Annotated in this window: 21 protein-coding genes; 11 read left to right on the top strand and 10 right to left on the bottom strand. The window is 64.6% G+C overall.

The window, feature by feature from the left end:
* Nucleotides 1–125: 125 nt before the first annotated feature.
* Genes recN through MIN45_RS05085 form a run of 3 tightly spaced genes read left to right on the top strand, consistent with a single transcriptional unit; the run spans nucleotide 126 to nucleotide 3,704 of the window.
* Nucleotides 126–1,793, top strand: a complete 1,668-nt coding sequence (gene recN / locus MIN45_RS05095; protein ID WP_286293793.1) for a DNA repair protein RecN — start codon at nucleotides 126–128, stop codon at nucleotides 1,791–1,793.
* Entirely contained in the window at nucleotides 1,781–2,824 is a 1,044-nt protein-coding gene (locus MIN45_RS05090; RefSeq protein WP_286293791.1) for an agmatine deiminase family protein, read from the top strand. Before recN ends, MIN45_RS05090 begins: the two co-directional genes overlap by 13 nt.
* Nucleotides 2,817–3,704: a carbon-nitrogen hydrolase gene (locus MIN45_RS05085; RefSeq protein WP_286293790.1), complete on the top strand. Its 888-nt coding sequence runs from the start codon at nucleotides 2,817–2,819 to the stop codon at nucleotides 3,702–3,704. Before MIN45_RS05090 ends, MIN45_RS05085 begins: the two co-directional genes overlap by 8 nt.
* 6 nt (nucleotides 3,705–3,710) lie before the next feature.
* Here MIN45_RS05085 and MIN45_RS05080 read toward each other — a convergent pair whose 3' ends face one another.
* Complete coding sequence (locus MIN45_RS05080; RefSeq protein ID WP_286293789.1) at nucleotides 3,711–4,058, bottom strand: H-NS histone family protein; 348 nt, start codon at nucleotides 4,056–4,058, stop codon at nucleotides 3,711–3,713.
* 77 nt (nucleotides 4,059–4,135) lie between these two features.
* Here MIN45_RS05080 and MIN45_RS05075 point away from each other — a divergent pair, with 77 nt between their 5' ends.
* The 4 genes from MIN45_RS05075 (at nucleotide 4,136) to MIN45_RS05060 (ending at nucleotide 9,166) form a co-directional block, all read left to right on the top strand.
* Complete coding sequence (locus tag MIN45_RS05075; RefSeq protein WP_286293788.1) at nucleotides 4,136–4,633, top strand: hypothetical protein; 498 nt, start codon at nucleotides 4,136–4,138, stop codon at nucleotides 4,631–4,633.
* A gap of 84 nt (nucleotides 4,634–4,717) precedes the next feature.
* Entirely contained in the window at nucleotides 4,718–8,173 is a 3,456-nt protein-coding gene (mfd, locus tag MIN45_RS05070; protein WP_286293787.1) for a transcription-repair coupling factor, read from the top strand.
* A gap of 61 nt (nucleotides 8,174–8,234) precedes the next feature.
* The gene (locus tag MIN45_RS05065) at nucleotides 8,235–8,648 is read left to right on the top strand and encodes a hypothetical protein (protein ID WP_286293786.1); all 414 of its coding nucleotides are present in this window, start codon (nucleotides 8,235–8,237) and stop codon (nucleotides 8,646–8,648) included.
* 5 nt (nucleotides 8,649–8,653) lie between these two features.
* Nucleotides 8,654–9,166, top strand: coding sequence for a CsiV family protein (locus MIN45_RS05060; RefSeq protein ID WP_286293785.1), 513 nt, complete (start codon nucleotides 8,654–8,656; stop codon nucleotides 9,164–9,166).
* A 3-nt stretch (nucleotides 9,167–9,169) separates the two neighbouring features.
* Here the strand turns inward: MIN45_RS05060 and MIN45_RS05055 are convergent, their stop codons facing one another.
* From MIN45_RS05055 to MIN45_RS05025, 7 genes are all read right to left on the bottom strand, one after another.
* On the bottom strand, nucleotides 9,170–9,904 hold the full coding sequence (locus MIN45_RS05055) for an S-methyl-5'-thioinosine phosphorylase (protein WP_286293784.1): 735 nt from the start codon (nucleotides 9,902–9,904) through the stop codon (nucleotides 9,170–9,172).
* A 2-nt stretch (nucleotides 9,905–9,906) separates the two neighbouring features.
* Nucleotides 9,907–10,455: a hypoxanthine-guanine phosphoribosyltransferase gene (locus MIN45_RS05050; RefSeq protein WP_286293783.1), complete on the bottom strand. Its 549-nt coding sequence runs from the start codon at nucleotides 10,453–10,455 to the stop codon at nucleotides 9,907–9,909.
* A complete protein-coding gene (locus MIN45_RS05045; protein ID WP_286293782.1) occupies nucleotides 10,452–10,859 on the bottom strand; it encodes a hypothetical protein in 408 nt (135 codons plus the stop codon). Before MIN45_RS05045 ends, MIN45_RS05050 begins: the two co-directional genes overlap by 4 nt.
* A gap of 26 nt (nucleotides 10,860–10,885) precedes the next feature.
* Nucleotides 10,886–11,899: a beta-N-acetylhexosaminidase gene (nagZ, locus tag MIN45_RS05040; RefSeq protein ID WP_286293781.1), complete on the bottom strand. Its 1,014-nt coding sequence runs from the start codon at nucleotides 11,897–11,899 to the stop codon at nucleotides 10,886–10,888.
* A gap of 156 nt (nucleotides 11,900–12,055) precedes the next feature.
* Nucleotides 12,056–12,829, bottom strand: coding sequence for an alkaline phytoceramidase (locus MIN45_RS05035; RefSeq protein ID WP_286293780.1), 774 nt, complete (start codon nucleotides 12,827–12,829; stop codon nucleotides 12,056–12,058).
* Nucleotides 12,830–12,869: 40 nt separating this feature from the next.
* Nucleotides 12,870–13,430 (bottom strand): Uma2 family endonuclease, encoded by a 561-nt coding sequence (locus MIN45_RS05030; RefSeq protein ID WP_286293779.1) that lies wholly within the window; start codon nucleotides 13,428–13,430, stop codon nucleotides 12,870–12,872.
* A gap of 29 nt (nucleotides 13,431–13,459) precedes the next feature.
* On the bottom strand, nucleotides 13,460–14,839 hold the full coding sequence (locus MIN45_RS05025; RefSeq protein ID WP_286293778.1) for a cation:proton antiporter domain-containing protein: 1,380 nt from the start codon (nucleotides 14,837–14,839) through the stop codon (nucleotides 13,460–13,462).
* A gap of 129 nt (nucleotides 14,840–14,968) precedes the next feature.
* Between MIN45_RS05025 and MIN45_RS05020 the strand changes: the two genes are divergently transcribed.
* The 4 genes from MIN45_RS05020 to MIN45_RS05005 are packed head-to-tail and all read left to right on the top strand — an operon-like array spanning nucleotide 14,969 to nucleotide 18,346.
* Nucleotides 14,969–15,202: a hypothetical protein gene (locus MIN45_RS05020; RefSeq protein ID WP_286293760.1), complete on the top strand. Its 234-nt coding sequence runs from the start codon at nucleotides 14,969–14,971 to the stop codon at nucleotides 15,200–15,202.
* Nucleotides 15,199–15,618, top strand: a complete 420-nt coding sequence (locus tag MIN45_RS05015; protein WP_286293758.1) for a type II toxin-antitoxin system VapC family toxin — start codon at nucleotides 15,199–15,201, stop codon at nucleotides 15,616–15,618. The genes MIN45_RS05020 and MIN45_RS05015 overlap by 4 nt, the downstream gene beginning before the upstream one ends.
* Nucleotides 15,615–17,498 carry an ATP-binding cassette domain-containing protein gene (locus MIN45_RS05010; RefSeq protein WP_286293756.1) on the top strand — a complete coding sequence of 628 codons (1,884 nt, stop codon included), beginning with the start codon at nucleotides 15,615–15,617 and terminating at the stop codon, nucleotides 17,496–17,498. The genes MIN45_RS05015 and MIN45_RS05010 overlap by 4 nt, the downstream gene beginning before the upstream one ends.
* Before the next feature lie 47 nt (nucleotides 17,499–17,545).
* Nucleotides 17,546–18,346 carry a retropepsin-like aspartic protease family protein gene (locus MIN45_RS05005; RefSeq protein ID WP_286293754.1) on the top strand — a complete coding sequence of 267 codons (801 nt, stop codon included), beginning with the start codon at nucleotides 17,546–17,548 and terminating at the stop codon, nucleotides 18,344–18,346.
* A gap of 27 nt (nucleotides 18,347–18,373) precedes the next feature.
* Here MIN45_RS05005 and MIN45_RS05000 read toward each other — a convergent pair whose 3' ends face one another.
* Nucleotides 18,374–19,720 carry a deoxyguanosinetriphosphate triphosphohydrolase gene (locus MIN45_RS05000; protein WP_286293752.1) on the bottom strand — a complete coding sequence of 449 codons (1,347 nt, stop codon included), beginning with the start codon at nucleotides 19,718–19,720 and terminating at the stop codon, nucleotides 18,374–18,376.
* Nucleotides 19,708–21,036 (bottom strand): DUF2330 domain-containing protein, encoded by a 1,329-nt coding sequence (locus MIN45_RS04995; protein ID WP_286293751.1) that lies wholly within the window; start codon nucleotides 21,034–21,036, stop codon nucleotides 19,708–19,710. Before MIN45_RS04995 ends, MIN45_RS05000 begins: the two co-directional genes overlap by 13 nt.
* Nucleotides 21,037–21,039 lie beyond the last annotated feature (3 nt).

The raw sequence follows: 21,039 nt of genomic DNA, 5'->3' as shown, positions 1-21,039 counted from the left end.
GGTGGCGGAGCGTACTCGGCCTGGATGGCCGAGTATCGAGCGCCCAGGGAAGGGTTCACCGCGTCTCCGCCACCGGGTCCCCGCCCGCCTGCCACCACTATCCTGGATACACACACGCCCCACCCATGCTGACCACCCTGAGCATCCGCGACCTCGCCGTGGTCCGGCAACTGGACCTGGAGCTGGAATCCGGTTTCACCGCCCTCACCGGCGAAACCGGCGCCGGCAAGTCCATCCTCCTGACCGCCCTGGGGCTGGCTCTGGGGGAGAAGGCCGATACCGACCGGGTCCGCAGCGGCGCCGAACGTGCCGAAGTGATACTGGAATTCGACCTGACCCGGGCGCCGGAAGCGGCCCGCTGGCTCGAGGACAACGATCTGGCCGCCGGCGACACCTGCCTGATCCGCCGCACCCTGGCGGTCAAGGGCCGCAGCCGCGCCTACGTCAACGACCGGCCCGTCACCCTTCAGACCCTCCAGGCGCTGGGACACACCCTGGTGGAAATCCACGGCCAGCACGCCCATCTGCGCCTGTGCCAACCCGGCGCCCAGCGCCGGCTTCTCGACCGTCACGGCGGCAGCGAGGCCCTGGCCGCCGAGGTCGCCGAACGCTACCGACGCTGGAAAGCCTGCCACGACCGTCTCCAGGCCCTGCGCCAGCGCAGCGGCGACCAGGCTCTTCGGGAGGATTTCCTGCGCTTTCAGATCGAGGAACTGGAAGCGGCCCAGGTGGAAGACCTGGATTACGAGGCCCTGGTGGCCGAACACACCCGCCTGGCCAACCTCGACCGTATCCTCACCACCTTGCAGGCGCAGGTCTATGAACTCTACGAGGCCGAAGGCGCCGTGGGGGAACGGTTGGACCGTGCGGTGCGGGAGATGGAAACCCTGTGCCAATGGGCCCCGGAGCTGGGCGAAGCGCTGGAGCTGCTACGCAGCGCCCAGATCCAGCTCGACGAGGCCGGCCACAGCCTGCGCCAGCAGCGTGACGGGCTGGAGGCCGACCCGCAGCGGCTGGCCGAACTCGACGCCCGCCTCGGCCAGCTCCACGACCTGGCCCGCAAACACCAAGTCAAACCCGGGGAATTGCCGGCGCACCTGGAGGCGATGCGCGCCGAACTGCACGCGCTCACCCACCAGGAGCAGCAGGTCGCAGAACTGGAGGCGCAACTGCAGGTCCTCGAGCAGGACTACCGCCGCAAGGCCGCGGAACTGAGCGCCCGGCGTCAGCGTCACGCCACGGCGTTGAGCGATCGGATCACCGGGCTGATGCGGGAACTGGGCATGCCCCACGGGGAATTTTCCATCCATGTGAGCAGCGAACCGGAGGCCGAACCCCGTCCCGAAGGGCTGGACTGGATCGCGTTTCTGGTCACCACCAATCCGGGGCTGCCGCCGCGTCCGCTGGCCAAGGTCGCCTCCGGCGGGGAACTGTCACGTCTGAGCCTGGCGATCCAGGTGGCTTGCAACGAAACCCGCCCGGTGCCGACCCTGGTGTTCGACGAGGTGGATACCGGCATCGGTGGCGGAGTGGCCCAGATCGTCGGCCGCCGCCTGCGCGAGCTGGGCGGTGACCGCCAGATCCTCTGCGTCACCCATCTGCCCCAGGTGGCGGCCCAGGCCCATCACCACCTGCAGGTACGCAAACGGGTGCGTGGCGGCCGGAGCGAAACCGAAGTCACCCTGTTGCGCGGGAAACAGCGCCGCGAGGAGATCGCCCGCATGCTCGGCGGCCTGGAAATTACTCCCCAAACCCTGGCCCACGCCGAGGAGATGCTGCAGTGGAACCGCTGAGACTGCCCGCCGAATGGGAGCCCCAAAGCTTCGTCCTGCTCGCCTGGCCGTCGCCGGAAGGGGATTTCGCCCCTTGGCTGGAACAGGTGGAGGACAGCTACCATCGCACCGTGGTCGCCATCAGCCGCCATCAGGACGTGGTCGTCATCTGCGAGGACGGCTTCCACCAGCGCCACATCCGCCAGCGTCTGGGCGACGAGCCGGTCGGGGCGCGGGTCCACTTCGTCCAGGCGCCCTACCGGGACGTCTGGGTGCGCGACACCGCTCCCCTGGCAGTATTCCGCGACGGGAAACCGGCGCTGGCGGACTTCCGCTTCAACGGCTGGGGCGGCAAATATCCCAGCCGTCTCGACGACGCCCTCGGGGAGCGGCTCTACCGCCAGGGAGTGTTCGACGCCGCCCCCTACCGCCGCGTCGGCTGGGTGCTGGAGGGCGGCAGCGTGGAAACCGACGGCCGCGGCACCCTGCTGGCGACCCGCAGCTCGATTCAGAATCCCAACCGCAATCCCGACCCAAGCCGTGCCGAAGCCGTGCTCCGCACCCATCTGGGCCTGCGGCGGTTTCTGTGGCTCGACCACGGCCATCTGGAGGGCGACGACACCGACGGCCACATCGATACCCTGGCGCGCTTCTGCGACCACGACACCATCGTCTATCAGGGCTGCGACGATCCGGCCGATCTCCACTACGAACCCCTGCAGGCCATGGCCGCCCAGCTGCGAACCTTCCATACCCCTTTCGGCCGTCCCTACGAGCTGATTCCCCTGCCGCTGCCGCAGCCGATTCACAACCGGGAAAACCGCCGCCTGCCGGCCTCCTACGCCAATTTCCTCATCATCGACGGCGCGGTGCTGGTGCCACAATACGACGACCCGGCCGACCAGGAAGCCGTCTCCCGCCTGAAGGCGCTGTTTCCGCAGCGGGAGATCATCCCCATCCCGGCCCGCGCCCTCATTCAGCAGTACGGCAGTCTGCACTGCATGACCATGAACTATCCGCAACCGCTTGCCCTGGGAATCGATCATGCCTGAAACGATCCGCATCGCCGCCGTCCAGCAGGCCTGCTGCGGCAGTCGCGAGGAGAATCTGCGCCGCCTGAGCGACGCCACCCGCAAAGCCGCCGCCGCAAAGGCCGATCTGGTGATCTGGCCGGAACTGCACAACGGTCCCTATTTCTGCCAGACCGAAAATCCGGAATGGTTCGATCTGGCGGAAACCATCCCCGGCCCTGGCACCGAAACCGTGGGACGCTTGGCGGCGGAATTGCAGATCGTCATCGTCGCTTCCCTGTTCGAAAAACGAGCGCCCGGGCTTTATCACAATACCGCCGTGGTCTTCGAGCGCGATGGGAACATCGCCGGGAAATACCGCAAAATGCACATTCCAGACGACCCCGGCTTTCACGAAAAATTCTATTTCACGCCGGGCGACACCGGTTTCAAACCGATTCCGACTTCAGTGGGGAAACTGGGCGTACTGGTGTGCTGGGATCAATGGTATCCGGAGGCGGCGCGACTGATGACCCTGGCCGGCGCCGACATTCTGATCTATCCCACCGCCATCGGCTGGGACCCACGCGATGATGAAGAAGAGAAACACCGGCAGCTGGAAGCCTGGCGGTTGATTCAGCGCAGCCACGCGGTGGCCAATGGCCTGCCGGTGGTCAGCTGCAACCGCATCGGACTGGAGCCGAATCCCAGCGGCCAGACGTCCGGCATCGATTTCTGGGGGCACAGTTTCATTTGCGGGCCTCAGGGGGAATATCTGGCCCGGGCCAAAACCGAAGAAACCCTCGTTTCGGCCCGGGTGGATCTTGCCCGCACCGAAAAGACACGCCGGATCTGGCCCTATCTGCGTGACCGGCGTATCGACGCCTACGAGGGCCTGGCCCGGCGCTGGCTGGATGACTGAGCGTGGTCAGTCGCGGATGCGGAACGCTTCCTTGTCGTGGCCGGCATCCACCAGCTCCCGCAACCAGCGCGGCATCTGGCCCCGGCCGCTCCAGGTCAATTCCGGATTTTCCGGATGGCGGTATTTGGGAGCTACCTTCCCTCTCCGCTGGGAAGCCCGCGGCGCTTCCTCGGTTTTCCCCTTCACCCGGAAGGAAACCTCCAGTCCTACGGCAGCCGCCATCTCCCGAATTTTGCGCTTCACTTCCTCGCGCTGTTCCCGTTGTTTCTGCTCGAGGGTTTTCTCCGCCTCTTCGATCATTTTCTGCAGTTCCTCGGCAGACAGCGCTTTGAGTTTTTCCGCGATGTTTTCCACTGGCATTTCCATGTATCGATTGCCTCAAGAATGATTTAAAGATTTCATCGCCGGTAATTATAACCTGCTTTCAAAAAATGAACATCATGCAATCCCTACGCACCTTTTTCAAAGTTAAGCGGCCCATGCTTTTTTTTGGAATCACAGGCTTCTCACTTTCCGGCGTTTCTCTGGCGGCCACACCTACGGAAAACGAGGCCGTTCGCGTCGGGCTTACCAAAAACATCGAGCGCATCGGAATAAAAACGGCGGCTAAAACCTTCATCATCGAAAGAGTCCAGGATCCGGCGCATACCATCCCGCCCCCCTTCGACAAAACCTCATGGCCATGCCCGCCGTATTACATTCAGCCGATACGCGCCGGCGGCGATGACGTCGTCGTCCTCGATGTCCGCCTGCCGCTCTGGCGCGAACGCGGCACGCTGCCCCTCGCCCTCAATCTGTCCCTGACCCGGTTCCAGCAGCAGCCGCCCCCTCTGGTGGAACGTCATTTCGGCACCCGCCGCCGGTTATCTCCCCCGAGCGCATCAAGTGGTACCGGGGCGGCATGCAGTCCTGGCTGTCCTTCGGGCTGACCACCGTCCAACCGCCATGACGGGATGTGGATATAATCGCACTCCCCGACGTCCAATCCTGAAATTTCATCCTCTCGAAATCGCATGACGGCAGAAACCCGCAACCTCCATTCCTGGCAACACCCGCCCCTGCCTACCGCGCCCGGACACACGCTTCATTGGCGCGGGCTTCACGACACCGCCCCTGCGCTGGCGCTGGCCCGAGCGATCGCTGCCCATCCGTCCCTGTTCCTGGTGGTCACCCCCGACAGCCACAGCGCCCAGCGCCTGGAGCAGGCGCTGGCCTTCTTCCTCGGTGAGCGGGCGCCGGTGCTGCATTTCCCGGACTGGGAAACCCTACCCTACGACGTCTTCTCCCCGCTTCCGGAGATCATCTCCGAACGCCTGCGCACCCTGGTGCGTCTGCCCAAGACCCGGCACGGGGTGCTCGTCACCCCCATCGCCACCCTGATGCAGCGCCTCGCCCCCCAGCACCACATCCTCGCCCGCAGTCTCTCTCTCGAAACCGGCGAGCGGCTCGATCTGGCGGCCCTGCGGGAACGGCTGGAGCAAGCCGGCTACCAGTGCGTCCCCCAGGTGCAGCAGCACGGGGAATTCGCCGTCCGCGGCGCCATCCTCGACCTGTTCCCAATGGGCAGCGACACGCCGCTGCGGATCGAACTGTTCGACGACGAAATCGAGTCCATCCGCACCTTCGATCCGGAAACCCAGCGCACCATCGCCAGAACCGAGCGCTTCGAGCTGTTCCCGGCGCGGGAATTTCCCACCGACAGCGAGGCGGTCAAGCGCTTCCGCCGCGCCTTCCGCAACGCCTTTCCGGACCTGCCCGCCGGCAATCCGCTGTACCAGGACGTCAGCAGCGGCTTCTTCCCCGCCGGCATCGAGGCTTACCTGCCCCTGTTTCTGGAAACCACGGCGACCCTGTTTGACTATCTGCCGAAGGACACCACCCTGGTGCTGGCCGCTTCACCGGCCAGAGCGTCGGAATTCTTCACCGAGGTGGAACAGCGCTATCAGCTGCGCCGCGGCGACCTCGACCGCCCGCCCCTGCCCCCGGAGACCCTCTACCTGCCGCCGGAGGACTTGCGGCGCCGCTTCCAAACCTACCCCCGCATCGACCTGTTCCCCGAATCCGAGGCTGTGGACAAGGTGGATTTCGCCACCGCCCCGCTGCCGGACGTGGCCCTGGAACCGCAGAAGAAGGAACCGGCCACCCGCCTGCAGGCGTTTCTGGCCGAACACGAGGGTCCGGTGCTGTTCACCGCCGAAAGCCCCGGCCGCCGCGAAGCCCTGCTCGATATCCTGAAACAATCCGGCCTGCGCCCGGAAAGCGTCGCGGACTGGGCTGACTTCCTCGCCCGCACCCCGCCCCTGGCCCTGACCCTCGCCCCCCTGGAACAAGGGCTGTGGAGCGAGGACCCGGCCCTGGCGGTCATTCCCGAAGCCAGGCTCTACGGGGAGCGCGCCCGCCAGCGCCGCCGCGATACGGCCCGCGACATCGAGAACCTGATCGCCGATCTGAGCGAGCTGACCGTCGGCGCGCCGGTGGTCCACCGCGACCACGGCGTCGGCCGTTACCTGGGCCTGCAGCGGCTGGAGGCCGGCGGGGTGGAAACCGAATTTCTGACCCTGGAATACGCCGGCGGCGACAAGCTCTACGTGCCGGTGGCCAACCTTCACCTCATCAGCCGTTACAGCGGCGCCGACGTGGAAAACGCCCCCCTGCACAAGCTGGGCGGCGAACAATGGAAAAAGGCCCGCAAAAAGGCCCAGGAGCGGGTCCGCGACGTGGCCGCCGAACTGCTGGAGATCCACGCCCGGCGGGCCGCCCGTCAGGGGTTCGCCCATCAGCTGGACGAGGCCGGTTACCGCGCCTTCGCCGCCGCGTTCCCCTTCGAGGAAACCCCGGACCAGCGCGCCGCCATCGAGGCGGTGCTCGCCGATCTCAAGTCCCCCCGGCCCATGGACCGGGTGGTGTGCGGCGACGTCGGCTTCGGCAAGACCGAGGTGGCCATGCGCGCCGCCTTCGTCGCGGTCCAGAGCGGCAAACAGGTGGCGGTGCTGGTGCCCACCACGCTGCTGGCCCAGCAGCATTATCAAAACTTCCGCGACCGCTTCGCCGACTGGCCGGTGCGGGTGGAGGCGCTGTCGCGTTTCGTCACCCCCACGCAGCAGAAGCAGATCCTGCGTGACGTGACCGACGGCAAGGTGGACATCCTCATCGGCACCCACAAACTGCTGCAGAAAAGCGTCAAATACAAAAATCTGGGGCTGGTCATCATAGACGAGGAGCAGCGCTTCGGGGTGCGCCAGAAGGAGCACTTCAAAAAGCTGCGCAGTGAAGTGGACCTGCTCACTCTCACCGCCACCCCCATTCCCCGTACCCTCAACATGTCCCTGTCGGGTCTTAGGGACATTTCCATCATCGCCAGCCCGCCGGAAGGGCGGCATCCGATCCAGACCTTCGTCAGCGAATGGGTGGACGGCCTGGTGCAGGAGGCGATCCTGCGCGAGATCCGCCGCGGCGGCCAGGTCTATTTCGTCCACAACAAGATCGAATCCATGGCGCGCATCGCCGAGGAGATCGGGCGCCTGGTGCCCGAGGCCCGCATCCGCATCGCCCACGGCCAAATGCCCGAGCGCGAGCTGGAACGGATCATGCTTGACTTCTACCACCAGCGCTTCAACGTGCTGCTATGCACCACCATCATCGAGAGCGGCATCGACGTGCCCTCAGCCAACACCATCATCATCCATCGCGCCGACCTGTTCGGCCTGGCCCAACTGCACCAGCTGCGCGGGCGGGTGGGCCGCTCCCACCACCGCGCCTACGCCTACCTGCTGGTGCCGCCGAAGAAGCTGATGACCAAGGACGCCGTCAAGCGCCTGGAGGCGATCCAGGCCTCCGGCGACCTGGGTGCCGGCTTCCTGATCTCCTCCCACGACCTGGAAATCCGCGGCGCCGGCGAGCTGCTCGGCGACGAACAGAGCGGCCAGATCCAGGAGATCGGCTTCAACCTCTACACCGAAATGCTGGAAAAGGCGGTCAAGGCCCTCAGGGAAGGCCGAGAACTGAGCTTCGAGGAAGAAGCCGACAACGTCGAGGTGGACCTGAAACTCCCGGCCCTGATCCCCGACGACTACGTTCCCGACGTCCACACCCGCCTGGTGCTGTACAAACGCATCGCCAACGCTGAAACCGGCGAAGCGCTGGAAGCATTGCAGGTGGAAATGATCGACCGATTCGGCCTGCTGCCGCAGGCGGCCAAAAACCTGTTCACCGTCGCCGAGCTCAAGCAACGGGCCGAACGCTTAGGAGTCACCAAAATCGACGCCAACGCCAAAGGCGGCCGCATCCAATTCACCGCAGAGCCCAGCATCGACGTGGAAGCGCTGCTGGGACTGGTCCAGTCCCGGCCACAAACTTACCGGCTCGACGGCCCCCAGACCCTGCGCTTTGAGGAAAACCTGGAGGAACCGGCCCGGCGCCTGGCCTTCGTCACCGAACTCCTGGCAGAACTGGCGCCGAAAAGCGCGTGAATCCGGAACGGTGAAACTGGTAAGATAGAAACAATTTGCACAACTTTTTCAGGACAAAGACATGGCAGACGAATCCCAGGCCCGCATGAACCCGGACAACCTCTACCGGGAGGAAACCTACACCGACCTTAAGACCGGCACCATCAAGCGCCTGATCCCGGTCACCGCCGAGGGCATGACCGATCCCAACCGCAGGGAAATGTTCCTCGGCCAGGCCACCATCATGACCCCGGTGGGCAGCCTGCCGCTGAGCTTCGAGATCGAGGCGGACACCCTCAAAGACGCGGTGGAGAAATACGGCGAGGCGGCCGAAAAGGGCATCCGGGAAACCATGGAGGAACTGCGCCGCCTGCAACAGGAACAGGCCAGCTCCCTGGTCATCCCCAAGGGCGGGGTGCCGGGTGGCGACATGCCGGGCGGCGGTTTCCCCGGTGCGGGCGGCGGCATGCCTGGAGGCGGCATCAAGCTTCCCTGACGCCTATGCGCCGAATCCTCCCGCCAGGCTGGTTCCTCGCCGGCCTCTTCCTGCTTGTGAGCCTCACCGCCGCCGCTGCCCCCAATCACTATCAGGTGGCGGTGGTGGTCTTCTCCCAGCCCATCGACACCGACGAAGACCTCAGCGACCAGCCACCCATCCCCTGGCCCAGCGACCTGCACGAGCCCAATCCGCTCCCGCCCGATCAATCGGAGCTGCGCTCGGCCTACGACCGCCTGCGGCGCGCCACCCGCTACACCCCCCTGCTGCACCTGGCCTGGCGTCAACCCGCCTGGCCCAACCGCATCAACGCCCCCTATCACGTCACCAACGGCGCCAACGTCAACGGCGTGGTGCGGCTGCAACGGGGCGAATATCTGCACGTGATCGTGGACATGGAATACCGGGCCCCGGATGGCACCGTGCATACGTTACGGGAGAAACGGCGGGTCAAGTTCAACGAAACCCACTATCTGGACCACCCGGCCTTCGGGGTACTGATCCGGGTGTCGCCCTGACACCTACAGCCCCACCAACACCCCCAGCACCTTCCGCACCTTCTCCATTCCCGCCACCAGATTGGCGTCGATTTCCGCCATCGACACCACGCCCTCGGCCTTGCCGGCGGCCCGGTTGACCACCACGGCGAGACAGGCGTATTCCAGCCCGGCTTCGCGCGCCAGGGCGGCCTCGGGCATGCCGGTCATGCCCACCAGGTCACAGCCGTCCCGTTCCATACGGGCGATCTCGGCGGCAGTTTCCAGGCGCGGGCCCTGGGTGCAACCGTAACAGCCGCCGTCGACGGCGTCGATATCGGCACAGCGGGCGGCGGCGACCAGATCGTAGCGCAGAGCATCGCTGTAGGGATAGGTGAAATCCACGTGGGTGACGTTGCCGTCCCGGCCGTCGAAGAAGGTGTGCTCCCGACCGTAGGTGTAATCGATGATCTGGTCCGGCACCACCAGGGCCTGAGGGACCATCGCCTGGGTGATGCCACCGACGGCGGCCACGGCGATGACGTGGGTGACGCCGGCCTGTTTGAGCGCGGCAATGTTGGCGCGGTAGTTGATGCGGTGAGGCGGCAGGGAGTGGCCCTCGCCGTGACGCGGCAGAAACACGATCTCCAGATTGCCGAGAATTCCGTAACGCAAGGGCGCCGAGGGTTCCCCGTAGGGGGTCGTGACGGCTTCGCGGCGGCTTTCCTGCAGCCCGTCGATGCGGCCCAGGCCAGAGCCGCCGATGATCGCCAGTTTCATGACTATCTCTCCTTCACGGCATAGATGTCGGGCAGATTGCGCCAATAACCCTGGTAATCCATCCCGCAGCCGAAGATATAGCGGTTATCGCAGACCAGCCCCACATAGTCGGCCCGGCACGGCTTGGGGTTGGGCAGCTTCTTGTCCACCAGAACGGCGATCCGTACCGCCCTGGCACCGTGCTCCAGGCAATAGTCGCGGATCGCCGCCAGGGTGATGCCTTCGTCGAGAACGTCGTCCACCAGCAACACGTTGCGGCCACACAGATCCGTGCGGGGGGTGTGAAGCCAGTGGAGATCACCGCCGCAGGTTTCACGCCCGTAACGGGTGACGTGGACGCTGTCCAGTTCCAGGGGGAAATCGAGCCGGGGGAGAAGGCGGCCGGTCACTACGATGGCGCCATTGAGGATGCACAGCACCACCGGGTTGGCATCGGCCCAGTCGGCAGTGATGGTGGTCGCCATGCGGGTGATGGCGGCATCCACTTCCGCAGCCGAATGAAGGCGCTCAGCCCGCCGGCGCACCGCCTCGATCAGGGACAGAACAGTCATTCCCCGCCTTCCTCCATGGCTTTCTCGCGATGCTCACAGGACAAAAGGCGCTTTTCCAGACGGTCGATGGTTTCCAGCAACGTCCCCAGCAGGATGCCGGTCCAGACCCCGATGGAGAGGAAGCCGATCTCCTCCAGCAGCAGGTCGTTCATGTGGGCCAGTTCCAGAAAGACGAAGGCGATAATCTGAATGCCGAAGACCGAGGCGATGACCTTGATCCGGGTCCAGGCTTCCGAATCGCGCAGAACGTACCAGGCCACGCCGATGCCGATCCAGGCCCCGGTGTACAGAAACAGGGTAATCTTTTCGAACTTGAAGGCGCCGAAAAAGACGATCAGCACGATCTGGGCGATCAGGATGCTCCAGAGGGCTTTTTGAACGGTGGTCAGATGGGTCAGATTCATAGCAGTCTCGCGTGGTTTGTGATTCGTCATGCCAGGCTCGCCAACTGCCGGCGGGCCGCCTCGAGCCGGACCGGGTCCGGCGTCACCGGACGGGCCCGCAGCGCCATCAGCCGCCGCTGTCTGGCCGGCTCCGGTCGCCAAGCGACCCTGTCGAGCAGGGCGATGCTCTCCTGCGGGCAATTGCATGCCAGCAGCATATCACAGCCGGCCGCCAAGGCCGCCTCGGCGCGGGCCTGGAGGTCGCCCATCCCGGCTGCGCCCGCCATTGCCAGGTCGTCGCTGAAAACGGCGCCCCCGAACCCCAGCCGCTGCCGCAGCACGGTTTGGAGCCAGAAACGGGAAAATCCGGCCGGCAGGGGATCTATCTGCGGATAGGCCACGTGAGCGCACATGACCGCCTCCAGCCCCGCTTCAATCAGACGCCGGAAGGGCAACAGATCCCGGGCCTCCAATTGGGCCAGGGAGCGGCGATCCAGTGGCAGTTCGTGGTGAGAGTCGGCCGCCACCCCGCCGTGACCGGGAAAGTGCTTGCCCACCGCCGCCATGCCGGCCCGGCGCATGCCACAGGCAAAGGCGCCTGCCAGCGCCGCTACCGGCTCGGCTGCGGTGGCAAAGGCGCGGTCACCGATGACCTCGCTGACGCCGCTGTCCACATCGAGCACCGGAGCGAAGCTCAGATCCACGCCCACCGCCCGCAGCTCGGCCGCCATCAGAAAACCGGCCTGTTCCGCCAACGCCAGCCCCCGGGCCGGATCGTCCGCATACACCTCACCATAACGGGCTGCCGGCGGCAGCCGGGTGAAACCGTGCTGGAAACGCTGCACCCGCCCGCCTTCCTGATCGACGGCGATCAGCAACGGCCGGCCTGCGGCCTGCCGGACTCGGGCGATCAGGTCCCGAATCTGGGCGGGCTCGACGTAGTTGCGGGCGAACAGGATGATGCCGCAGACCCCGGGATGCCTTAGCCATTCCCGTTCTTCGGCGGTCAGCTCAGGCCCTTCCAGATCGAGCATGAAGGGGCCGGCGACGATCTCGGTCATGATGTTTTCCGCAGTGCCAAAAGGGAGAATTTTCCCCGGAAACCAGCCGGTATTCAACGGCCGTAGGGGCCACATCATTCGAACATGCAACGGAATGATCGAATAGCAGGTGGGTCTGCTTCGGAAGCTTCGTCGGCAGGGAAGCCGGCGTGAAGCCTACAGGGAGGTATCGACGGCGTCTTTCGAAGCAGACCACCTGCCTCTGCCCTGACCCCGGCCGGCGGCGACGTCTGCCGGCTGCCACAGTTTGGCGGTGGCCAGCGCCGCCAGCAGATGCTTGAGGGTATGGCCGCTGATGAGTCCCGTCCACCTCAGGATTCCACCATCGAGCCACTCGGCCAGCTTGGCCAGCCCGTACCATCCCAGGGCCCAGATCAGGGCGGTCTGCGGGATCGCGCCGTGGGGACGCCGGCACACGATGACGAGCGTCATGGCCATGGGCAGAAACTGGACCAGGCCGTACGAACGCAGATCGCCGGTTAGCACCCAGATGCCGACACTCGCCGGTCCCAGCGCCGCCAGAACCGGAAGCACCCGGCCCCCGATCCGGAGGCGGTCGATGAGAACGGCGGCGAACAGCCCCATGAAGGCAAAGCTCATGGGCAGCCGGTCCCACACCAGACGGGCGTCGTCCGGGGCCCAGTGATACCAGGCCGACCCCGGCGCCACCAACAGCACGCCCCACCAGAACGTCCCGAGGGCGGGACGCAGGTCGGCCGGCCAGCGGTCCAGGTGTCTCAATCCCGCCGCCCCGGCCAGCAGAAAGGCCAGATTGCTCAGGACGTCGAGACAGTTGGGCACCGGGCCGCAGGGGCGGGTATCGGCGAAGTGATGGTAGGCGGGATCCTGGGACACGGGACCGATCCAGACAGCGATCCCCAGGGCCAGCACGGTGAGTCCGGCCAATATCCCGACATCCCAGCGTGTCATGTGGATCCTCCCGGCCTAAGTATGGAGCAGCTGACACTTTTTAGCGCACCCCGGTGTAGATCTCTGCCACGGGAATGGCCAGATCGAGGGAAACCAGCCGCACCGCCGTATCCTCCGGGCCGTAGATTTCCACCTCCTCCCAGCCGGCCTGGCCGCGGCGGTACACCTCCACCTGGACCGCGTCCGGCGCCACCAGCACGTATTCCTTCAGACTCGGCAGCTTCTGGTAGTTGAGGCGCTTTTCGCGCCGGTCGGTGGTCTCCGTGGAAGGGGACAGCACTTCCACCACCAGCACCGGTTCGGTCAGATACAGGGCCGAGAGGTCGGCCGCCTCGCAGCTGACCACCACGTCCGGGTAGTAGAAGGCGTCGGCGGCCTCGATGCGAACCTTGACGTCGCTCACATAGGCGGAACAGGGCGTTCCACGCAGACGGGAATTCAGGAAGGTGGCGATATTCCCGACCACCCGATTGTGGCCGAGGGTGCTGCCGACCATGGCGAACACTTGGCCGGCGACATACTCGTGGCGGATGTCGCTATGCAGTTCGCCTTCCAGATAGTCTTCCACGGTAATATAGGGAATGCGGGCCTGTTGGGTCATGAGCGACTCCAAATATCGAAATATAGCGGTTACATGCTATCACGCCTTTCCGCCGCCAGTTCCTGTCGGAACACCGCCGCATTCCGGCTGATCAGCGCCAGCAGGATCAGGGAATACAGGAAGGTGGACAGCAGCACCACGCCGATGACCACCGCCTTGAACAGATCCAGAAACGGAAACTCCCGCGGAATCATCGACAACATGACGATAGACAGCCCGCCCTTGATGCCGGCGAAGGTGAGCACCCCCCACCAGCGCAGGTTGACGTCGGTCATGCGCCGGGTCTGCCGGGTCAGCCAGGCGAACTTGGCCATCATCAGGGCACGGATCACGGTGGTGGCCACGAACATGACCAGAATTTCGTGCCAGTAGCGGGCCAGCAGCTCCAGTTCGATCAGTTCGGCCATGGCGACGAACAGGATAGTGTTGCTTACTAGCCCCAGCAACTGGATGTCCTCCTTGTTGCGCAGGTGGCGGACCCTTTCCTCCAGGGTGACCCGCAGGGCGTTCAGGGCGGTGTCGATCAGACCACGGGTGGCGCCGGGCCGTTCGATCAAGGCCTGCTGGGCCTCGATCTGCCGTTCCTCCTCGCGCTCCTCCCGGCTCATCCAGTGATGGACGGTCACGGTGGCGACGATGCAGGCCAGAATGCCCGACAGATGCAAATGGCTGTGGCCGCCGAGCAGGTTCAGCAGGGTGTAGAAGTGCTCGGCCAGATCGAAGGCGGCATAGCCGGTCATGAGCAGGACCATCATCTCGGCGATGCGGTTTTCCGTGGTTTTGAGCAGCCCGAGACCGATCAGACCGAACACCAAGCCCAGCGCCACCGACCCCAACCCGACCACCAGGCTGATCTCGGTCACGTAGCCCAGGGTCAGCTTCCCGCCCTGGAGCAGATGCAGGCCGATGTAGACGAACACGATCAGGGCGGTGGCGTCGTTGAACAGGCTCTCGCCCTCGGCCAGAATCTTCAGCCGGTGGGGAATCTCGAAACGGGAAAAGACGCTCACCACCGACACCGGATCGGTCGCCAGCACCATGGCGAACAACAGCACCGTGGCCGCGACGCCCAGATGGTATTCACCGAACAGGAAATCCCGCAGCCACAGACCGGCCACCACCGACAGGACCACGGCCACCACCGCCAGATAGAACAGGCTCCAGGCGTGCCTCTTCAGCTCGGCGACGCTCAGTTCCAAGGCGTCGGAAATCAGCAGGATGGGCAGCAGGGTCAGCACCAGGGCGGCGAACCACTGGGGGTCCGGGGTGAAGCGGGTGATCTCCGGAAACAGGTGATTGAGCAGGAAGGCCAGAGCGATCAGCGACAAAGGCACGGGAATCGCTAACTTGTCCTCGATCTGCAGGGCCAGGTAGAGCATCGCCGCCAGCGCCAGCACGGTTTCGATCATCGGCATCCCCTTTAGCAAAAACACCTTCAGTATGGCCCAGGTGACGGTGCGCTTTCGAACTTTCCCGTATTTCATGCCTCTCGATGTGCTAGTATTGTTGAAAATTTCAACAACCATGTGGAGCGCATCATGGCCACGGTCAATTTCTCCGTTCCCGACGAGATCAAGGAAGCCTTCAACAAAGCCTTCGCGGGCGAGAACAAAAGCGCCATCATCGCCCGCCTGATGAAACAGGCGGTGGAGGAGAAGGAGCGCCAGCTGCGGCGGCAGGCGATCATCGAGGAACTCACCCGTACCCGCAAGGACCGCCCCACCGCCACCGATGAGGAAATCCGCCAGGCGCGCGAAGAGGGGCGGCCTTGAAGGTTGTTCTCGATGCCAGCGTGCTGATCAAGTGGTTGCTCGCCGATCCTGAGCGCGAGGCCCACACCGAGAAAGCGACCGATTTGGTCATGGCCGTCGGACGTGGCGAGCTTGATCTGATCCTTCCCGGCCACTGGCTGGTCGAAGTGGCGGCGGTATTGTGCCGCATCAGCCCGCAAACCGCCCAGGGTGACGTGGAAACCCTTCACCTTCTCGACTGGCCCACCCTCGACACCCCCAGTCTGTACCGTGTGGCAACACGACTAGCGGTCGAGCTGCGCTACCACCTGTTCGACACCCTCTACCACGCCACCGCCCTGGAGACCGGCGCCACCCTGGTCACCGCCGATGCCCATTACTGGCGCAAGGCAGGCGGCCTGGGCCGAATCACCCTGCTACCCGATTTCACCGTATGACCACCCTGCTGACCATCAAGAACGTCTCCCTCGCCTACGGTGCCCATCCCCTGCTCGACCGGGCCGAACTGGCCATCGAAACCGGCGAACGCATCGGCCTCATCGGCCGCAACGGCGAGGGCAAATCCACCCTGCTGCGCCTGTGCGCCGGTCAGATCGAGGCGGACGACGGCGAGATCTGGCGCCGGCCCGGCCTCAAGGTCGCCCTGCTGGAACAGACGCCCCGACTCGATACCGATCTGAGCGCCTACGACGTGGTCGCCCAGGGGCTGGGGGAAATCGGCGACCTGCTGCAGCGCTACCACCACCTGGCCCGGCAGGCGCCGCCGGACCTGAAGGCCCTGGAACACCTCCAGCACCAACTGGAGGCCCGGGAAGGCTGGCAGTTGCAGCAGAAGATCGACCAGGCCCTGACCCGTCTGGGTCTCGATCCAGACACCCCGGCCGCCTCCCTCTCCGGCGGCTGGCAGCGGCGTCTGAGCCTGGCCCGCGCCCTGGTGAGCGAACCGGATCTGCTGCTTTTGGATGAGCCCACCAACCATCTCGATCTGGACACCATCGCCTGGCTCGAGGACGAACTGCGCCAATTCCCCGGCAGCCTGCTGTTCGTCACCCACGACCGCACCTTCCTGCAGAAACTGGCCACCCGCATCGTCGATCTCGACCGCGGCAAGCTGACCTCCTGGCCCGGCGACTACCGCACCTATCTGGAGAAGAAGGCCGCTGCCCTGGCCGAGGAAGAACGCCGCAACGCCGAATTCGACAAGAAACTGGCCCAGGAGGAAGCCTGGATCCGCCAGGGCATCAAGGCCCGCCGCACCCGCAACGAAGGCCGAGTGCGGGCGCTGAAGCAACTGCGCCAGGAACGGGCCCGGCGCCGTGAGCAGCAGGGCAAGGCCAATCTGAAGCTGGAAGCCGCCGAGCGCTCCGGCAAGCTCGTGATCGAGGCCGAAAACCTCACCCACGCCTACGGCGACCAGGTCATCGTCCGGGACTTTTCCACCACCCTCCTGCGCGGCGACCGCGTCGGCCTCATCGGTCCCAACGGCGCCGGCAAGTCCACCCTGCTGAAACTGCTGCTCAAACAACTGGAACCCCAGTCAGGCACCGTGCGTCACGGCACCAACCTGGAGATTCTCTGGTTCGACCAACAGCGCAGCCAGCTCGACCCAGAACGAACCGTGGTGGACACCGTCGCCGACGGCAACGACTGGGTCACCGTCGGCGGCCGGCGCCGCCACGTGATGTCCTATCTGGCCGACTTCCTGTTCACCCCCGAACGGGCCCGCCAGCCGGTCAAATCCCTCTCCGGCGGCGAGCAGAGCCGGCTTCTGCTGGCCCGGCTGTTCACCCGACCCGCCAACCTCCTGGTCCTCGACGAGCCCACCAACGACCTGGATCTGGAAACCCTGGAACTGCTTGAAGCCCTGCTTCTCGACTTCGACGGCACCCTGCTCCTGGTCAGCCACGACCGTACCTTCCTCGACAACGTGGTCACCTCCACCCTGGTGTTCGAGGGCGACGGCAAAATCGGCGAGTACGTCGGCGGCTACGAAGACTTCCTGCGCCAGCGCCCGACCCCGCAGGCCCCTCCGCCGAAAGCCGAAAAGCGCCCCGAAAAACCCCGCCCCAAGCGGGCCAAAACCAAACTCAGTTACAAGGAACAGCGGGAACTGGAAAGCCTGCCGGGAGAGATCGAACGTCTGGAAGCCGAACAAGCGGCACTCAACGACCGCATCGCCCGGCCCGATTTCTACAAGGGCGATCCGGCCGAGGTCAGCCGCGTTCTGGCCGAACTCCAGTCCCTGCAGCGCACCCTGGAGGAGAAATACGCCCGCTGGGACGAGTTGGAGGGACTGAAGGAAGCTTTGCAGGGTTGAAGCACGACTATACTTGAACCTGTATTGACTCAGGTACTGGAAAGCCGATGGGACTGTATGACAGAGACTATTACAGAGAGCGGTTCAAGGAACAACCAAAGAAAAATCAACGATGCTTTCGTGACAAAAAGTCATTTCGTCTTAAGCACATCCTGTATTCACTGACAATACTGGGATTGCTTTGGTACGGCATTAGAAACCATCTGTATAGTAACATTCCACTTTTGATAAACACACCGAAACCCATCCCAGGTGGCGTTATTCTACCTCGTGACGATCGGGGGCATTATCGGGGCATAGCATATATTAATGGCGTTCCAATGCAATTTATGATCGACACTGGTGCTAGCAGAATAGCTATTCCTAAAATCAAAGCCATCCAGGCAGGCTTGTCGAAAGGCAAACCAATCATATCTCACACGGCAGGTGGCACAGTATTGGACTATCAAACGCGACTGAAGGAAATTCGGATAGGAAACGCAGTTCTCTATAACATTCCCGCCATTATCAATGATCATATCGACGAGGTATTGGTTGGAATGAATTTTGTGAAAAATTTCACCATGATCCAAAATGGCGACACATTAACACTGAAATATCCTGGATATAATGGAGAGATTCCTATTTCCACTGTCACAACTTCCCCCAAAGCACAAAGAAGCTTAAGAAGAACCATAGACTCACCTGCAACCGCAACAGGAAGAAAAATTAATGACAATCGTGCCGCCCTGGCTATTTCGCAGAAATATTCCCAATCGAAACATCCTTCTGTTAGAGTGATCAAAAAGTCAATTTGCAGTGTACATGAAGGGATAAAACGCTGTATTACAGCGTACAGTGATCACTGACGCTGCACTGTCACCGTTTCAAAAGCGTCACGGCAACGCAATCCCCCGAATCCGCTGATACAGCTCCACCGCATAGGAGTCGGTCATACCGGCGATGAAGTCGGTGGCCAGCAACGCGCGCTGATAGGGCGGCAGAGCGGCAGGATCGGCCAGGGGCCGGGGCATGAGCCGCAGCAGGGTCCGGCTGCGGGAGGAGGGGCTGCCGGCGGCGGCGTCCTCGATAGCGCGGACGAAGGCGTCGAGCAGGCCGGCGATGACCTCGAAGCCGCAGGCTTTCACCTCCACCACCGGGCGGGCGTAATAGACCCGGGATTCGGCCACCCGTTTGAAGACGACGAAAGCGGCGGCCTGTTCGATGTGGTCGAGCAGCAGGGCGTCGAAGCGGCCGGTCAGGATCGACTCATAATGACGTTCGAACACCGCCACGGCCTGGCGGATCACCCGGTCGATGGTGACCGAGCGGCAATAGCTGGCCTGCTGGGCGGGGTCGTCCAGACGTTCGAGGCGCTGGCGGTGGCGCTGTTCGAGAAAAGGCCGATGCAATTGGTAGAGGGTGTCGAAATCCACCACTCCGGCCTTGAAGCCGTCCTCGATGTCGATGACGTGGTAGCAGATGTCGTCGGCGGCCTCCAGCAAAAACGTCAAGGGATGGCGGTACCAGGCCAGACCGCCACCGGGCCTGGGCAGCAGGCCGACGGTTTCGGCCACCTCGCGGAACAGCCCGGCCTCGCTCTGGAAGAAACCGAACTTACGCCCCCCGGCCCCTCGCGCCTGCGCCGGATCGACCACCGAGGCGCGGGGATATTTGGCCATCACCGCCAGCATGGCGCAGGTCATCTGCAGGCCGCCGGGCTGGCCGGGGTTCTGCAGCACCGTCAGGGTGCGAAAGCCCTGGGCGTTGCCCTCGAAACCGAGCAGATCCGCGCGCTCGGCCTCTTCCAGCCGCGCCAGCCCCGGCCAGGCGGCGAACCATTCGCGGATGGCGTCCTCGCCGGCATGGCCGAAAGGCGGATTGCCGATATCGTGGGCCAGGCAGGCGGCGGCCACCAGGGTGCCCACGTCCTGGGGCACGACCGTGTCCCGCAAGGCCGGCTCACGGCGGCGGATCACCTCGGCGGCCACCATCCCCAGGGAGCGGCCGACGCTGGCCACCTCCAGGCTGTGGGTCAGGCGGGTGCGGACGTAGTCGCTCTTGGCCAGGGGAAAGACCTGGGTCTTGTCCTGGAGGCGGCGGAAGGCGGAGGAGAAGATCAGGCGGTCGTAGTCGCGGGCGAACTCGGTCCGCGGCGGCTGGCCGCCCGGGGCGGCGGGCGCTTTGCCCAGGCGCCGGGTGGACAGCAGCCGGCGCCAGTCCATGCGCCTCAGTTCGGCCACAGGCGTTTCCACCAGGGTTGTGGTTCAGGCGGGTTTTTCAGCCCCATCTCCCGGTAGATCTCCGCCAGCGGCCAGCCGGTCAGCGCGTGGAGATTCTCCGCCTGCCGGCGCAGCCGCTGGGGCAGGATCTCGCCGCGGTAGCGCCTGGCCTCGGGGCAGTCGTCGCTGCCATCCCAGGGGTGGCGCAGCACGTAGCGGGCCTGGAAGTTGCCGCGGTCGCCGGTCTGGTGCAGGCGCAGGTCGTCGGGGAAGGTCTGGGCGTCGTATTGCAGGTGCAGGCGGGTGACGAAGACGTCCACCGGCCGCGGCATGACCTGGGGCTTGGCGCGCGGCAGGGGGCGGACGGGCTGTTCTTCCGCCAGCCACATCACGCCCAGCTCGCGCAGCTCGCTGCGGCTCAGGGGCTGGGCGGCGCAGGGATCGCACCAGCCCATGTCCCAGGCGTATTCGGTGAACACCGCCCGGCCGCCGTGCTTTTCCACCTGACGGGCGAACAGGTCGCGGTAGAAGTCGGCGAAACGGTCCTTGACGTACAGCGGGATTTCCTGCCCGGAAGGAATCTTCACCGTCGGATAGTTGGCGGTCTCCACCCGACCGCTTCGGGTCAGGGTCCAGAGGAACAGCTCCTGTCTGCCGCGGGCGTTGAGGGTCCCCAGGCGGATCGGCAGCATGAACTTGGGGCTCTCGTAGGCCACCTGCAGGGGGCGCAGGTAGTTGAAGCCGGTCTTTTCGAATTCGGCCAGGTTGACCCTGGCGACGAAGAACCGCATTCCCTGCTTGATGTAGCTGCCCACCACCGGTTCCGCCCCCTGCGGCAGACGGTAACCGTTCTCCTTGAGCCAGGTGATCAGGCCGGCGCTCTCCTTGGCCGACAGGATCAGGATGTCGTATTCGCCTACGGTGTAGCGGGCCTCGATGGTCACCCCCAGGGCCTTGGCGCGGGCCGCCGCGCCCCTGTCCGCCGCCGCACTCATGGCTTTCATCTCCAGGCGGTAGAGCCGCTGGCAGGGATTGGGATCGAAATACTCCACCAGGCGCGGGGCGGTGTAGGCATCCAAATGGTCGATCACCGCGGTGGAACCCACGTGGATCTGTTCCCGCCCGATGAAGGTGGGCACCGGCACCACCACGGCGAAATCCTTGACGTCGCCCTGGAAGTCGTTGGCCATGGTCAGCACCGTGCGCTCGCCGTCGCGCACCAACACCACCTTGGAGGAACGGTTGAACAGGTCGGTCCCGGCGCGGGCCACATAGAAGCCGCAGAAAGCCTGGGCCAAGGTCGGCAGCGACAGCAGAAACAGCAGCAGGATACGCATGGG

It is taken from the genome of Methylomarinovum tepidoasis (genome assembly GCF_030294985.1).
Taxonomy (GTDB): Bacteria; Pseudomonadota; Gammaproteobacteria; order Methylococcales; family Methylothermaceae; genus Methylohalobius; species Methylohalobius tepidoasis.
The sequence above is the reverse complement of the archived record's forward strand: the minus strand, read 5'-3'. Positions and strand labels throughout refer to the sequence as shown.

Bases quoted from the DNA above. Each gene is read 5' to 3' on its own strand.
- MIN45_RS05060 (WP_286293785.1), top strand. From the start codon at position 8,654: ATGCGCCGAATCCTCCCGCCAGGCTGGTTCCTCGCCGGCCTCTTCCTG.
- MIN45_RS04995 (WP_286293751.1), bottom strand. From the start codon at position 21,036: ATGCGTATCCTGCTGCTGTTTCTGCTGTCGCTGCCGACCTTGGCCCAG.
- mfd (WP_286293787.1), top strand. From the start codon at position 4,718: ATGACGGCAGAAACCCGCAACCTCCATTCCTGGCAACACCCGCCCCTG.
- MIN45_RS05020 (WP_286293760.1), top strand. From the start codon at position 14,969: ATGGCCACGGTCAATTTCTCCGTTCCCGACGAGATCAAGGAAGCCTTC.
- MIN45_RS05045 (WP_286293782.1), bottom strand. From the start codon at position 10,859: ATGAATCTGACCCATCTGACCACCGTTCAAAAAGCCCTCTGGAGCATC.
- MIN45_RS05010 (WP_286293756.1), top strand. From the start codon at position 15,615: ATGACCACCCTGCTGACCATCAAGAACGTCTCCCTCGCCTACGGTGCC.
- MIN45_RS05065 (WP_286293786.1), top strand. From the start codon at position 8,235: ATGGCAGACGAATCCCAGGCCCGCATGAACCCGGACAACCTCTACCGG.
- nagZ (WP_286293781.1), bottom strand. From the start codon at position 11,899: ATGACCGAGATCGTCGCCGGCCCCTTCATGCTCGATCTGGAAGGGCCT.
- MIN45_RS05055 (WP_286293784.1), bottom strand. From the start codon at position 9,904: ATGAAACTGGCGATCATCGGCGGCTCTGGCCTGGGCCGCATCGACGGG.
- MIN45_RS05025 (WP_286293778.1), bottom strand. From the start codon at position 14,839: ATGATCGAAACCGTGCTGGCGCTGGCGGCGATGCTCTACCTGGCCCTG.
- MIN45_RS05050 (WP_286293783.1), bottom strand. From the start codon at position 10,455: ATGACTGTTCTGTCCCTGATCGAGGCGGTGCGCCGGCGGGCTGAGCGC.
- MIN45_RS05030 (WP_286293779.1), bottom strand. From the start codon at position 13,430: ATGACCCAACAGGCCCGCATTCCCTATATTACCGTGGAAGACTATCTG.
- MIN45_RS05035 (WP_286293780.1), bottom strand. From the start codon at position 12,829: ATGACACGCTGGGATGTCGGGATATTGGCCGGACTCACCGTGCTGGCC.
- MIN45_RS05005 (WP_286293754.1), top strand. From the start codon at position 17,546: ATGGGACTGTATGACAGAGACTATTACAGAGAGCGGTTCAAGGAACAA.
- recN (WP_286293793.1), top strand. From the start codon at position 126: ATGCTGACCACCCTGAGCATCCGCGACCTCGCCGTGGTCCGGCAACTG.
- MIN45_RS05085 (WP_286293790.1), top strand. From the start codon at position 2,817: ATGCCTGAAACGATCCGCATCGCCGCCGTCCAGCAGGCCTGCTGCGGC.
- MIN45_RS05075 (WP_286293788.1), top strand. From the start codon at position 4,136: ATGAACATCATGCAATCCCTACGCACCTTTTTCAAAGTTAAGCGGCCC.